Consider the following 14258-nt stretch of genomic DNA (forward strand, 5'->3'; position numbering starts at 1 on the left):
GTTATATCTTCGCCAACATAACGCTACTTAGCTTTTGCCGCTTTGCAACACGCTGCTACCTTCGCTGCCCCTCGTCGCCTCTGCATTCCAGTTATTACACTGACTTTGCTGGGTGGCGCGCAAATTGCTCATTGTCAATCCTCAGCACCGGCTGACACCACTCGTAAGAGCCTGGATTTGGAAGAAGTAGTGGTGTCGGCCTCGCGGGTAGAGGAAAGCTTTTTGCAGTCGCCCGTGACGGTGGAGAAACTCAACCCACGGGCCCTGCGGCTCACGCCCGCGCCGTCGTTTTTCGACGCCATCGAGCATTTGAAGGGCGTGCAGGTCATCACGCCCAGCCTCGGCTTCAAGGTGATTAATGCCCGGGGCTTCACCAATACCACCAACGTGCGCTTCGCCCAGCTGGTAGATGGCGTGGACAATCAGGCACCGCACATTGGCGGACCGATTGGGAATGTGCTGGGGCCAAGCGACCTAGACATCAGTTCGGTGGAAGTGGTGCCGGGCACGGCTTCGGCGCTGTACGGGCTGAATGCCATCAACGGGCTGGCGAATTTTCAAACGAAAAACCCATTTAGCTCCGAGGGGCTGAGCGTGCGGCAGCAAACCGGCCTCAACCACCTCCGCGACCCGAATGTGAAGACGCTGGGCGCGGGCAGCTCGCCGGAGAAAATTTACTCCGAAACCAGCGTGCGCTACGCCAAGGTGCTGCTGGCCGACAAGCTGGCGTTTAAAGTCAATGCTACCTACCTGCGGGCTTACGACTGGGTGGCCAACGACCAGACCGACCTCAACCCCAACGGCAACGCCACCACTGGCCTGTTCGGGGCCGACAACCCGGCCCCGGACCAGGTGAACCGCTACGGCAACGAGTCGTCGGACCGGAGCACGCTCACGCTGGGCGGCAAGCAGTATTCGGTAGCCCGCACCGGCTACGATGAGCGGGACCTAGTAGACTATAACCTCAAGACCCTCAAAGCCGACGCGGCCGTGCACTACCGCTTCCGGCCCGGTGCGGAGCTGGCCTACACCTACCGCGTGGCGGGTTTCGACAACGTGTACCAGCGCTCGAACCGCTTTCGCCTGCAGGACTACCGCCTGCAGCAGCACGCCCTCACCCTGACGACGCCCGTGGTGCAAGCCCGCGCCTATCTCACCCGCGAAAACACCGGCCAGAGCTACAATCTGCGCTCGATGGGCGAGAACATTGACCGCAGCTTCAAGCCCGATGCGCAGTGGAACGCCGACTACACTGCCGCCTGGAACGCCGCCGTAGCCGCCGGCCAGCCCGTGCCCACGGCCCACGCCAGCGCCCGCACCGCCGCCGACGCCGGCCGCCTACAGCCCGGCACCGAGGCCTTCGCCCAGCGCCTGAGCGAGCTGCAGGGCATCAATAACTGGGACCAAGGAGCGGCCCTGCGCGTGCGCGCCGACCTGCTGCACGGCGAAACCCAGGTGAACCTGGCCGAGGCCCTGCGGCGCGGCGGCCACATCCTGCCCACTAAGCTCGACCTGCTGGCCGGGGCCGACCACCGCACTTACATCGTGGTGCCCGACGGCAACTATTTCATCAATCCCAATCCCGGCAAAGACCCGCTGGCTGATAATCTCACCTACTCCAAAACTGGCGGCTTCGTGCAGGCCGGCGGGCGGCTGCTGGGCGAGCGGCTGCGCCTCACTGCCACGCTGCGGGCCGACAAAAACGACTACTTCGATACCAAATTCAACCCTCGCTTCACGGCGGTTTTTTCGCCCACGCCGCAACAAAATTTCCGGGTGAGCTACCAGAGCGGCTACCGCTTCCCAAGCTTATTTGAGGGGTTTTCGAATGTAAACAGCGGGCAGGTGAAGCGCATTGGCGGGCTGCGGGTGATGTCGGACGGCGTGTTTGAGAACAGCTATCTGCGCACCAGCATTGATGCCTTCAACAACGCCGTGACGGCCGCCATCAACGCCAATACCTCAAGCGCCACGGCTGCCCAGAAGCGCCAGCAGGCCATTGCCCAAAACCAGAGCATGCTGGTGAAGAACCCCTACACCTACCTCAAGCCGGAGTACATCCGCTCGTTTGAAGTAGGCTATAAAGCGGCCTTCGGCACCGCGGGCCGGCTGCTGCTCGACGTGGATTTCTACTACAATTCCTACCGCGACTTTATTGCCCAAGTCGAAGCTTACGTGCCTCAAACGGCGGCCGGCGTGGCCCTCAGCACCGGCTCCGACCTCAACACCATTGCCACGGCCCTGAATGCCCGCAGCGGCCAGGCCCGCTACCGCCTCTGGACCAACTCCCAGAGCCAGGTATACAACTACGGCGGCTCGGCCGGGCTGCGCTATGAGGTGGCGCGCGGCTACCTCCTTGGGGCCAACACCACCTACACCCGCCTCGACCGCACCGAGAACGGCGACGGCTTGGAAGACGGCTTCAACACCCCGCGCTGGACCTACAACCTGAGCCTGGCCAGCGAAAACGCCTACCGCAACCTGGGTTTCGGCCTCAACTACCGTTGGCAGCAAGGCTACTACTCCCAAACTTTTCTGGTGAATGGCAACGTGCCCGCCTACGGCACCCTCGACGCGCAGCTGAGCTACGCCGTGCCCGCCGCGCCGGTGCGTTTCAAGCTCGGGGCCAGCAACGTGCTGAATAACTATTACGTGAGTTACCTCGGTGGGCCGAGCGTGGGCGGGCTTTACTACCTGGCCGTGACCTACTCCGTTTTATAAGCGTCATCTGATGCGCCCACAACAGCCACTACAGAACGCAAAAAAGGCCCGCTCGATAAGAGCGGGCCTTTTCCTTACCTAGCTTGGCCGCCTACTTGCGCTTAACGGGGGCCTTCTTTACCGGAGCCTTTTTGGCTGGGGCTTTTTTCACGGGCGCCTTGCCTGCGGTGGGCCGGCCTTCGGGAGTCTTCTGCAGCTCCGCGATGGTCGGGGCCGGGCCATACTTCACTTCGGCCGAGTTGGGGTCGCCGGTGAGGTAGAGGTCGAACTCCACGCGGCGGTTCACGGCGCGGCCGGCGTCGGTGGCGTTGTCGGCAATGGGCTTGGTTTCGCCGTAACCGCGCGACTCGATGCGGTCGGCCGGCACGCCCTGGCTCAGCATGTATGTGCGGGCCGAGGCAGCGCGGTCGTACGAGAGGCGCAGGTTATAATCGTCGGCGCCTTTGCTGTCGGTGTGGCCGGCAATGCTCATGGTGTAGTCGGGGTACTCCTCCATGATTTTGGCCAGGTCCTTCAGCGTCGGGTACGAGCTGGGCAGCAGCACGGCCTTGTTGAATTCGAAGTTGATGAACTTCGTGGCTTCCTGCAGGCGCTTCTTGGTTTCAACCTTAATCTCGGGGCAGCCTTTGTTGCTGGCCGGACCGGGGCGGTTGGGGCAACGGTCCTGGTAGTCGGGCACACCGTCGCCGTCGCGGTCGAGCGGGCAGCCATTGGCGTCTACCTGCACACCGGCCGGGGTGCCAGGGCACTTGTCGTTTTGGTCAATCACGCCGTCGTTGTCCGAGTCGGGGCAGCCGCGCAGTTCGGCTTTGCCGGGGGTGTCGGGGCAGGCGTCTTCGGCATCGGTCACGCCGTCGCCGTCACGGTCGGGGCAGCCTTGCAGGGCGGCCAGGCCTTTCACGTCGGGGCATTTGTCCTGGTAGTCTGGCACGCCGTCGCCGTCTTTATCCAGCGGGCAGCCGTTGGGGTCTACGGCCACGCCGGCGGGGGTGCCGGGGCACTTGTCTTTGCGGTCGGGCACACCGTCTTTGTCCTCGTCTTTGGCCTGGCCAAAGGCTACCGTCAGGCCTGCCTGCGAACGCAAAAACCGGTCGTTGCGGCTGTCAACATCGTTTTGCACCACGCCGTCCACCTCGTCGGTGAAGGGGTAGAAGTAGCCCAGCTGCACATCGGCAAACACCGAAGGCGATAAGCGGAAGCGCAGGCCACCTGCGCCAAATACCTCACCACGACGAATCTGCCGGAAGAAGTCGGTGGGCCCGGCTTGCCCAGGGGTGGTTGACCGACCGGTGCTGTTGGTAATGAACAAACCCGGCCCCGCCATCAGGTAGGGCTGCAGGAAGAAATCCTCTTTGAGAATCTTGCCGTTGTTCATTTTAAGCTTGAGGCCCAAATCAATCATGCCCACGCGGGCCTCGAAGTTCTCGCCCGGCTTGGTGTTCGACGAGAACTTGTAGGTCTCGTAGTTGCCGTACACGCCCAGGTCGAACGACGGGGAGAGGTAGCGCGTGATGCCGCCGCCGCCGCCCACTTCGATGTCGACGCCGCTGCGCTTCCAGAAGTCGGAGCCCAAGTTGCCGGTGTATTGCAGCGAGCTTACCCAGCCGCTGAGGGCTGTTTTCTTATCGGCGGTTTGGGCTTGCGCGTGCGGCGCGGCCATGCCTAGCACGACGGCCCCGAGCGCAGCTCCCCGCAGGAGTTGAGGTTTCAGACGCATATTTTTTAGGTGATGGTGGGAGAAAAAGCAAGAGTCCAATCCTCGCCCATAGGCCGGTTTTGGATGTGCTGCTATACCCCATCCCCATAAAAAAGTTGTTTGCCTTACTTAGCTCAATCGCATTTTTGCTTAGATTAAACCCTTATTGCTCAGACTACGTAGCGCGGCCAAATGCGCAGCTTTGCGACCTCTTTTGCCTAAGCGCACGGCTATGAATGCCAGGGCTTTTGCCCTGGCACAGCCCTAGCTTACGGTTAACAGACCGCTACTTTTTAACCCGCGAAAATTTAGCGTCCCGGCTGCCGCCGGTTACCAGCAGCTGGCCAGTCTCGGGCAGGTACTTGACGGGCACTTTATTCACACCGTTGTCTATCATGATGACTTGGGCAGTAGAATCGTAGATGCCCGTCAGGTCATTCAGGCCTTCGTGTATGAAGTAAGTGTCGCCCTTGCGCCGGATGACGGTGTGGGTCGTGGAGTTGGTATCGTCGCTTTTCCACTCTCCCAAGAACAGGTCACGCGGGTTCGCCTCTGCCGCTTTAGGCTTGTCCGAACCGCAGCTGCCCATTGCGCCGGCCAGCAAAACCACCAGCGCCTGCTTGGCCCAGGCGTTCATCTTGCGCACGTTTTTCACAGGCTTTTGAGCTTAAAAACGACCAAAGTTCAACCCAAGAATCAGCACGATGCCGATTACCATCAGGATGAGGTAGGTTTCCACGGCGCCGGTTTGCACGTAGCGCAGCAAGGCCCCGCCCCCGTTCACGGCGCGGCCAAACACGCCCACGGCCGGGTTGATGATACCGTTTTCCACAAACTTGTAGAGGCCCGTCGACAGCCACATCACCGGCTTGGTGAACAGGTTATCGTACAGCTCGTCGATGTAGTATTTGTGGTACACCAGGCTTTCGGGGGCCGAGCGTTGGGCCTCGTCTTCGGCCGGGCGCGTGGCGCGGGCCACGTACATCACGTAGGCCAGCACAATGCCCAGCACCCCAGCAGCCACCGACAAGCCCATGAGCATCAACTCGGTGTTGTGGTCGGGTTCGGCCGAGAAAGCGGCCGGCATGATGCGCTGCGAGTAGGTGAAGATTGGGGCCAGGTACTCGGCCAGGTAGTGGTGCCCACCCGTGAACATGGGCGCTCCCATGAAGCCGCCCACGGCTGCCAGCACCGCCAGAATGATGAGTGGCAGCGTCATCGAAGCCGGCGACTCGTGCAGGTGGTGCTTCTGCTCCTCGGTGCCGCGGAACTCGCCGAAGAAGGCTAGGAACAGCAGGCGGAACATGTAGAATGCCGTCAGGAAGGCCGTGAGCAAGCCCATGGCCCACAGTACTTTATTGTGCTCAAAAGCGTGGCTCAGGATTTCATCTTTTGAAAAGAAGCCCGAAAACGGCGGAATGCCCGAAATGGCCAGGCAGCCAATGAGGAAGGTAAGGAAGGTGATGGGCAGCGCCTTGCGCAGGCCGCCCATGCGGCGCAGGTCCTGCTCGTTGCTCATGGCGTGAATCACGGAACCGGCCCCGAGGAACATCAGCGCCTTGAAGAAGGCGTGCGTCAGCACGTGGAACAGGGCCGTGGAGTAGCCCATCACGCCCAGCGCCAGGAACATATAGCCCAGCTGCGACACCGTGGAGTAAGCCAGCACTTTCTTGATGTCGTTTTGCGCCAGGCCAATGGTGGCGGCAAACAGCGCCGTGGCCGCGCCCACAATGGCCACCACTTGCAGCGTATCGGGCGAGAGGGTGAACAACACGTTGGCACGCAGCACCATGTAGATGCCGGCCGTCACCATGGTAGCGGCGTGGATAAGGGCCGATACCGGCGTGGGGCCGGCCATGGCGTCGGGCAGCCAGGTGTAGAGCGGCAGTTGGGCCGATTTGCCCATGGCGCCCACAAACAACAGCAGCGTAATGGCCGTGCAGATGCCCACCCCATAGGTACCGAACTGGCCGAGTGAGGCTTTCTGGAACACCTCGGCGTACTGCACCGAGTTGAAGGTGAGGTAAATCAGAAAGATGCCGAGCAGGAAGCCAAGGTCACCGATGCGGTTGATGATGAAGGCTTTCTTAGCGGCGTTGTTGTAGTTGGTATGCTTGTTCCAGAAGCCGATAAGCAGGTAGGAGCACAAGCCCACGCCTTCCCAGCCAATGAACAGGATGACGAAGTTGGCACCCATCACCAGCAGTAGCATGCTGAAAACGAACAGGTTCAGAAAGCTAAAGAACTTGCCCACGTTCTCGTCGTGGTGCATGTAGCCGATGCTGTATACGTGGATGAGGAAGCCCACGCCCGTTACGAGCAGCAGCATAATCAGCGAGAGCTGGTCAATCTGGTACTGGAAGGGAATCTGCAGCGAACCCACCGAAATCCAGTCGAACAGCTGCACGGTGTACTGATACTGGAAATTCATAAACAGCATCACCGAAATCAGGAACGAACCCAGCACGGTGGCGCTGCCAATGAGCCCGGCCACGGTGCCCGACAGCTTCTTGTTCAGCAAGCCATTAATGAGGAAGCCCACGAAGGGCAGCAGCGGAATGAGAACGTAGAGAAACGTAGAATACGGGGCGTTGGCGCCGGGGAGAACGGTTTCTTGCATTGTACTTGGGGCAATTTGTCATTGCGAGTGGAGCGCAGCGAAACGCGGCAATCCGTCCTCTGAAACTCGGTCACTTGGAGTTGTGACACATTTGATATGACTTGCCGCTATAAAAGGCGTGTCACGTTAGTAGGCTGGTCGCTGAGAACAGGACGTGTTGTTTCGCTCCGCTCGCAATGACAGCTCCGGTTTACCATTTCAACCTACTGAGCAGGTTGACGTCGGTAGTTTGGTAGTTGCGGTAAATCATGACGATGATGCCCAGGCCCACGGCAACTTCGGCGGCAGCCACAGCCATGATGAAGAAGACAAAAATCTGCCCGTTGGCATCGGCGCGGTAGGCCGAGAAGGCCGTCAGCAGGATGTTCACGGCATTCAGCATGAGCTCGATGCACATGAAGATGATGATGGCGTTGCGCCGCACCAGCACGCCCGTGACGCCAATGGCAAACAGGGCCGAGGCAAAAAACACGTAGTACTGAAGCGGAACGGTCCGGATGACTTCGGGAACGGTCTGAGAAACGGTAGGGTCCATGCAAATGAACCGGCGAATGGGCACTGTGCAGCCGGCCGGCCGGCAAAGGTACCCTGAAAAACGAAAAATACGGGGGTGAATTTGCTACTTGAGACTTCTATTCAGAACGTCATGCAGAGCGCAGCGAAGCATCTTGCCCGCTTCGTTGCAGCAATGATGATTTACTGCTTCGGGCAAGATGCTTCGCTGCGCTCTGCATGACGTTCAATAATAGCAGTTTAATTCATCGCAAAATTTCTTAAAGTATTTTCGAAGGCCCGGCGTCTGCTTAGGCACAATGGAACCCTTGGCACTTTCGCTCCCCACCCCTCTCCTGCCGATGACGGCTTCGCAGCAAGACCGCCAGATTGCCGAAGCCGTGCGCCAGCAGCGCCCGCGCTTGCTGCAGTTCATTCGGCGCCGCATCCCCGACGAAGCCGAGGCCGAAGACCTGCTGCAGGACGTCTTCGCCGAGCTCGTGGAAAGCTACCGGCTGCTCAAGCCCGTGGAGCAGGCGGCGGCCTGGCTCTTCCGGGTGGCCCGCAACCGCATCACCGACCTCTACCGCCGCAAGCGGCCAGTGAGCCTGGAAGAAGCCTTCGGCGCGGCCGAAGCATCTGACGATGGCGAAGGCCTGCTGCTGGCCGACCTGCTGCCCGCCCCCGACGACTCGCCCGAAAACCGCCTGCTGCGCGAAACCCTCATGGAAGCCCTCAGCGATGCGCTGGCCGAGCTGCCAGCCGCCCAACGCGAGGTATTCATTTGGCACGAGCTGGAAGACAAGACCTTCCGCGAAATGGAAGAAGAAACCGGCGTGCCACTCAAAACGCTGATTTCGCGCAAGCACTACGCCGTGCTGCACCTGCGCAAGCGGCTGCAAACCCTGTATACCGAATTATTCACCGACTAAGTAGTGGATTAGCGAATTGGTGGGCTGGTGGATTGAGTTTCCGCCAACACGCTCACTTAATTAACCTGTCCCAATCCACCAATTCACTACTCCAGAAACCCACCTATCATGGACCGTAAATTCTGGCTGCTCCGCGGCCTTCGCTTTTTCTTCTTCGCGGCGCTTTTCCTCGTCGTCATCGGCTTCGTCACCCAAGCCCTTTGGAACTGGCTGATGCCGGAACTGTTCCACCTGCCTGCCATCAGCCTGCCGCAAACCTATGGCCTGCTGCTGCTCAGCCGTATTCTGTTCGGCTTCAAACCCGGCGGACGCTCGGCCGCCTGGGCACGCAAGCGCCGCGAATGGCAGCAACGCATGGCCGGCCGCATGGAGCACCTCAGCCCCGAGGCCCGCGAGAAATTCCGCCAGCAAATGCGTAGCCGCTGTGCAGGCTGGGGCCGTGCGGCCGAGCAACCGACCGAAAGCACTGTTCAACAGCCAGCTTAACCGGACTTCGCGTTTTACCCCGGAGTAAATTCATGAGCGCGGCCCACTAAAGGGCCGCGTTTTTTATATCCAAACTATTTTATGCATACTCAACCATCTAATAGATAGCCTTATATCTTTTTCAACCAACCCACATATTTTTTAGGCTGTTACAATACCCAAACCTCATTATTTGTCCTAATCACAGAAATAAAGTGAATTAAACGAGTCCATAATTTGCTAAATGGCATTAAAGCGTTGTATGTTTGCATCAGTCAATTAATACTTGTATTAATGCAACACACTTCCCGCTTCCGCCCTTTTGCTGCTGTAGCAGCGTTGTTTCTCTTAACAGCCCCTGTTAAGGGCCACGCACAGTATGCGTTCAATTATGCGCCGGCGAGGGAAGTAGTCGCCGAAGCGGACCCTGAAGTGGGCAAAGCACCGGCTAGTGGGGCGACGAAACTGATACACGGGGTCATTCAAAACGAGCAAGGAGTTTTGCCAGGGGCAACGGTTTGGCTGAAAGGAAGCCGTACCATCGTTGTCACAAATGCGGAAGGCGCATTTGAGCTGCAGGTGCCGGCCAATGCCAAATCTGTGAAGCTCGTTTGCGGTTACGGCGGCCTGCAGGAAGAAGAACTGACGCTCACGCCCGTGCAAGCCATGGGCTCCATCTACCTGTTGCAGACCAAGCATACAGCCAACAAATAAGCTCGGGTTGGGCGGCTCTAAACCGCATGCCACTCCCGGCTTCACGCACCACCTTCCTTTCTGCAGAGCCAGTCCCGAATTGAGAACCCCGACCCCACACGGTCGGGGTTCTTCGTTTTTACTGCTATTGGTAAATCGCTCTTTTGCTACTCACTAGCAAAAACACTGTCGTTCACCGGCGAAATCCCATTGTTGGACGAAGCCGGCAAAAACTAGGTTCGGTACAAGTCGACATTTGTATCATTCAACGACAGCCCAACCAATATTGACCTTTTTACTGCTCATGCGCCTCTCTGCTCTCTTTCTTGCCTTTTCCCTTTCTTTTATCGCCAATCTGACCAGCCAGGCTCAGGTAGTTGCCAGCAATGCGGCATTTGCCTCTGCTGACAATGGCCCCACGACGGGCCCCGGCGCTTCGGCCGAGAAAGTGGTGCTGGTGGGCAAAATCACGAACCCTTCTGGTCCACTGCCCGGCGCAGTGGTAATCCTCAAGGATACCAAACAAATGGCAGTAACAAACGCCGATGGCGAGTTTGAATTCACTGTGCCGGCCAACGCCGGTTCTTTGGACGCCGTGGTGACCTACGCCGGCTACGCCGACGAAAAAATGACTTTAAACACCAACGCCGAGGAATCGACGGTAAGCCTGACCAATGCGCGGGTGATTGTGGTGTCGCGGAAGAACCAACTCAAGAAATACCTCAAAACCGCCAAGAAGCAGGTGAAGCGCGAACTGAAGCAGGTGCGCAAAGGCTAATCCAGCCTCGCTATCAAATAAAAGCCCCGGCCTGTTGGTCGGGGCTTTTTTATTGCCGGGTGGCTAATTGGCTACAGCTTCACGTCCTTGCTGTTGTCCTTCTGCACGCGGTCCACGAACTCGTGGTAGGGGTCGATGGCGACTTTGGCGGGCTCCCGGGCCACCACGAATTCCAGCTTGTTGGTGCCGGCGTGGAAGCGGCGCTTGGTGAGCAGCAGCGGCGGCACGGGCTTCTGGTCCTTGCCTGGGGCGGGGAAAATGGCCACCGGCAGGTAGTCGTTTTCGGGGCCGGGGCGCTCGGTGCCGAGGCTGTCGGCCACCAGCTTCTTGCTTTGCACCGTCATGCTCACCTGGAACTGACCGTTGGGCAGCTTTTTCACCGAGGCATCGGTGAGGCGGTTTTCGTAGAGCGTGATGCGGTCGAACAGGTCGGTCACCAGGTTTTGCAGCGAGTCGGGCGTCACTTTGCGGAACTCAGCCACCAGCTGCGGGGCAGTGGTGTAGGGCGCCGTTTCGTACTTGTGCTGCTCCAGGAAGCTGTGCAGGGCGGCGTTCACCTTGTCCTCACCGATGTAATCCTGCAGGGCGTACATCACCACCGAGCCCTTGCGGTAGTGGATGTAGCCCTGGCCTTCCACCTTGGCCAGCGGCACTTCCTTCTTGCGCTCGAAGGCACGGCCCGAAAGGTAGCTGTTCAGCTCATAGTCCAGAAATTTGCCCATGGTGTGGGGGCCGTAGTGGTGCTTCATCACCATCAGGGCCGAGTACTGGGCCATGGTTTCGACCAGCATGGTTTCACCCTGCACGTTGGCGCCCACTATCTGGTGGCCCCACCACTGGTGCGCCACCTCGTGGGCCGTCACGTAGAAGGGGTAGTCCACGTCCTCGGGGTCGTTGGGGTCGACTTTGGCGATGAAGCCGATGCTTTCGGAGAAGGGGATGGTGCCCGCAAAGCTCTGGGCGAAGCTGGCGTACTTCGGAAATTCCAAGATGCGTACCTGCGGGTGCTGGTAAGGGCCAAAGTTCTTAGTGTAGTAGGCAAACGACTCCTTCACGGCTTGGGCCATGCGCTTGAGGTTGTACTCGTGGCCGGGCTGGTAATAGATTTCGATGGGCACCGAGCGGTGACCGGCCGAGTCCTGCCAGGCGTCCTTATACACCTTGTAGCGGGCCGAGAGGAAGGTGTAGAAGTTGAGCATGGGCTGCTCCATCTTGTAGTGGAAGTAGCGGCGGTTGCCCTGCGTCCAGTCCTGGAGCAGGCGGCCGGGGGCCACGGCCAGTTGGTCGGCGCTGGTGCTTACCACGGTTTCGAAGCGAATCCAGTCGGCGTCCTGGGCCAGGCCGGAGTTCTGGCGGGCTTTGAGGTCGGTGGCGGGGGCCAGGCGGTCTTTGGGCTTGAGGCCGTTGCGCTTGCGCACGTCGTCGTCGCCCAGTTCGCCCTGCTCGCTGTAGCCAATACCGGGCAGGTAAGCCTGGCTGTTCATGAAGATGCCGTTCTGCACGATGTCGGTGTTCGAGCCCGAGTTGGGGAAGCCGGTTTCGCCGAAATCGAGCACGGTCGTCATTTCCACCGAGTCGCCAGGAGCCAGGGGTTGGGCCAGGCGATAGAAACGCAGGTTGACGGTGGTGTCGTTGAGCACCAAAGTGGCGGGGCGGCCAAGGGCCAGCTTGCGCACCCGCGCCTGCGATGGCACGTTGACGATGATGGTATCGAGGGGCTGAGCGTGGCGGTTTTTCAGCCAGAAGCGGCCGTCGATGTGCACCTGCCGGGTGGCGGGGTAAAGGTCGGTTTTCAGGTTCACGGCCACAAGGCGGGGCTGCGGCAGGTCTTTATAGCGGCGGTATTTCTGCTCGTAGCCCAGCTGCAGCTTCTCGATTTCCTTGGGCGTGCGGTACACGTTTTCCACGTTGGTGTTGTAGAAGATGAAGCTGCCGGCGCCCAGCATCACCAGCAGGCCCAGGGCCAGGGCCGTCCAGGCGGGGCGGCCCCAGCGGCGGCTGGCCTCGGCCCGGCGGCGCACGAAGGCCGCATCGGTGCCGCGTACCCAGAACACGTTGGCCGCCAAGGCCAGCAGCAGCGCGCCGGCTGCCCAGTACAGCTTAAACCAGCTGAAGCTCGTCACGAAATGGCCGTAGCCGTTCATGTCGGAATAGGGTGTGCCGGGGTTGCCGCCGTAGTCGAGCAGGTGGTGGTTGATGCCGAGCTGGCTCTGGAAAATCGTGAACAGGTAGTACACCAGCATCACGAAGTGGCCCAGGTACTTGTTGTTCACAATCACCTGCACCAGCATGGCCAGCACGCACAGCAGCAGGAAATCAATCAGCTTGAAGCCAAACAGGCTTTCGAGGTAGAGGCCGGGCTCGTAGTGGAAGTAGCCTTTCAGAGTTTGGAGCAGCAGGCCGCAGGCCATTACCACCAGCAGCAGCACCACCTGCACCAGCCCCAGGGCCGAAAGCTTGCTCAAAAACGGCACCCAGTTGGGCACCGGCAAGGCGTCGGTAATCTGGGCCACGCCGGCGTCGCGCTCGCGCCACACCAGCTCGCCCGAATAGTAAGTGATGATAATGAGAATGAACAGGCTGAAGTTGCCGCTCAGAATTTCGACCATCTCGGCCGTCACGGGGTAGGTGCTGGTGTCGTACATCTTGCCCACCTGCCAGCCGATGGCCAGGATAAAAATGACGCCCGCTCCCGCGATGGCCGCAAAATACACGCTGCGCACAATGCCCCGAAACTCCAGCTTGGTAAGGCTCCAGTACTGACGCAGGTTCATGCCGCGGGTGAAGAACTGGGCCACACGCGGCAGCACCAGCCGCCCGCCCATGGCCGCAGCCGGCAGCAAGTCGGCTTGCGCGGCGGCGCGGGCTTTCTTCGAGGGGGCTTTATCCGAAGCGAAGGCCGAGAACTGGAAACGCACATAGCACAGCCCCAGCAGCGCCGCGGCCACACCCAGCCACAAGGCCCGGTTCAGCACGAGGTAGCGGCTGAAGGGCACCAGCAGGGTGTTCTTTTCGGCCGCCGTCCAGTAGCGGGTGGTGTAGTAGCTGGCCGTCGAACCGAAGGTATCGAGGGCCGCGGCGAGGTTGACGTTGTCGAGGTCGCGGATGAAGGACTGCGCAATGAGGTAGGCCACCAGCAGCAGCACCGAGCCGATGTATGTGCTCAAGATGTTGCGCGTGAGCGTAGCCAGCGTGAAAAACAGAGCGCCGGTGAACAGCAGATTGGGAATGACATACACCACGTAGGGCCACAGGTAGTAGCTCAGGTGATAGGGCCCAAACTTGTCGGCCTCCACGCCCGGCAGCAGCCCGCCGATGAACAAGCCCAATGCCAGGCCACTGAACACGAGCAGGCAAATCACAAATGACCCCAGAAAGCGCCCTCCCAGGTAGCCGAGCTTGCTGATGGGTTTGGTGTAGAACAGCGAGAACGTGCGGTGCTCGAAGTCGCGGTACACGGGGTTGCCCATGAGGGCTGAGGTGATGATGACGCCGAACAGGCTTAGAATGGTGACGGTGCCGGCAATGGAGTGCGGCGAGTTGACGTGCACGCGGCCGCCATCGCCGCCCAGGCTCACGTTGGCGCCCGAGCCGAAGATGCCGCCCGCCGCGGCCGACAGCAACGCCGCCATCACCAGCAGCACGCCGAAATAAATCCAGGTGGCCGGCCGGCGCAGGCGGTATTTGAGTTCAAAAAGGAATATGGGTAAAAACATGATTGCAGAGGAGGAAGGTGAAGTAGGAATTGGCCGTTAGGCCGAGCGCAGCCGAAGCATCTCGCTCGGACTGCTGAACGATTGAATTACTTCGGCACGCGAGATGCCTCGGCTGCGCTCGGCATGACGTTTCGGGCTGTTGCGG

At 59.9% G+C, this 14258-nt stretch carries 10 protein-coding genes; 5 read left to right on the forward strand and 5 right to left on the reverse strand.

The features are described 5' to 3' along the window. The first annotated feature begins 42 nt into the window (after positions 1-42). Positions 43-2721 carry a TonB-dependent receptor gene (locus I2I01_RS19140; RefSeq protein ID WP_211538042.1) on the forward strand — a complete coding sequence of 893 codons (2679 nt, stop codon included), beginning with the start codon at positions 43-45 and terminating at the stop codon, positions 2719-2721. A gap of 91 nt (positions 2722-2812) precedes the next feature. Here the strand turns inward: I2I01_RS19140 and I2I01_RS23595 are convergent, their stop codons facing one another. The 4 genes from I2I01_RS23595 to nuoK form a co-directional block, all read right to left on the reverse strand. Continuing rightward, positions 2813-4438 carry an OmpA family protein gene (locus I2I01_RS23595; protein WP_211538043.1) on the reverse strand — a complete coding sequence of 542 codons (1626 nt, stop codon included), beginning with the start codon at positions 4436-4438 and terminating at the stop codon, positions 2813-2815. A gap of 265 nt (positions 4439-4703) precedes the next feature. Continuing rightward, positions 4704-5072: a hypothetical protein gene (locus tag I2I01_RS19150; protein ID WP_196288105.1), complete on the reverse strand. Its 369-nt coding sequence runs from the start codon at positions 5070-5072 to the stop codon at positions 4704-4706. Positions 5073-5084: 12 nt separating this feature from the next. Then, positions 5085-7037, reverse strand: coding sequence for an NADH-quinone oxidoreductase subunit L (gene nuoL / locus I2I01_RS19155; protein WP_196288106.1), 1953 nt, complete (start codon positions 7035-7037; stop codon positions 5085-5087). Positions 7038-7227: 190 nt separating this feature from the next. Further along, positions 7228-7572: an NADH-quinone oxidoreductase subunit NuoK gene (gene nuoK / locus I2I01_RS19160; protein WP_196288107.1), complete on the reverse strand. Its 345-nt coding sequence runs from the start codon at positions 7570-7572 to the stop codon at positions 7228-7230. Positions 7573-7891: 319 nt separating this feature from the next. On the opposite strand from nuoK, the gene I2I01_RS19165 reads away from it, so the two are divergent. The 4 genes from I2I01_RS19165 to I2I01_RS19180 all read left to right on the forward strand — a co-directional run bounded on the left by I2I01_RS19165 (position 7892) and on the right by I2I01_RS19180 (position 10397). Then, positions 7892-8461: an RNA polymerase sigma factor gene (locus tag I2I01_RS19165; RefSeq protein ID WP_196288108.1), complete on the forward strand. Its 570-nt coding sequence runs from the start codon at positions 7892-7894 to the stop codon at positions 8459-8461. Positions 8462-8569: 108 nt separating this feature from the next. Further along, positions 8570-8947 (forward strand): hypothetical protein, encoded by a 378-nt coding sequence (locus I2I01_RS19170; protein WP_211538044.1) that lies wholly within the window; start codon positions 8570-8572, stop codon positions 8945-8947. A gap of 273 nt (positions 8948-9220) precedes the next feature. Then, the gene (locus tag I2I01_RS19175) at positions 9221-9640 is read left to right on the forward strand and encodes a carboxypeptidase-like regulatory domain-containing protein (RefSeq protein WP_196288109.1); all 420 of its coding nucleotides are present in this window, start codon (positions 9221-9223) and stop codon (positions 9638-9640) included. A 283-nt stretch (positions 9641-9923) separates the two neighbouring features. Further along, complete coding sequence (locus tag I2I01_RS19180; protein WP_196288110.1) at positions 9924-10397, forward strand: carboxypeptidase-like regulatory domain-containing protein; 474 nt, start codon at positions 9924-9926, stop codon at positions 10395-10397. Between the two features lie 71 nt (positions 10398-10468). Here the strand turns inward: I2I01_RS19180 and I2I01_RS19185 are convergent, their stop codons facing one another. After that, complete coding sequence (locus I2I01_RS19185; RefSeq protein ID WP_196288111.1) at positions 10469-14113, reverse strand: ABC transporter permease/M1 family aminopeptidase; 3645 nt, start codon at positions 14111-14113, stop codon at positions 10469-10471. Positions 14114-14258: the final 145 nt, after the last annotated feature.

It is taken from the genome of Hymenobacter properus (genome assembly GCF_015694735.1).
Taxonomy (GTDB): domain Bacteria; phylum Bacteroidota; class Bacteroidia; order Cytophagales; family Hymenobacteraceae; genus Hymenobacter; species Hymenobacter properus.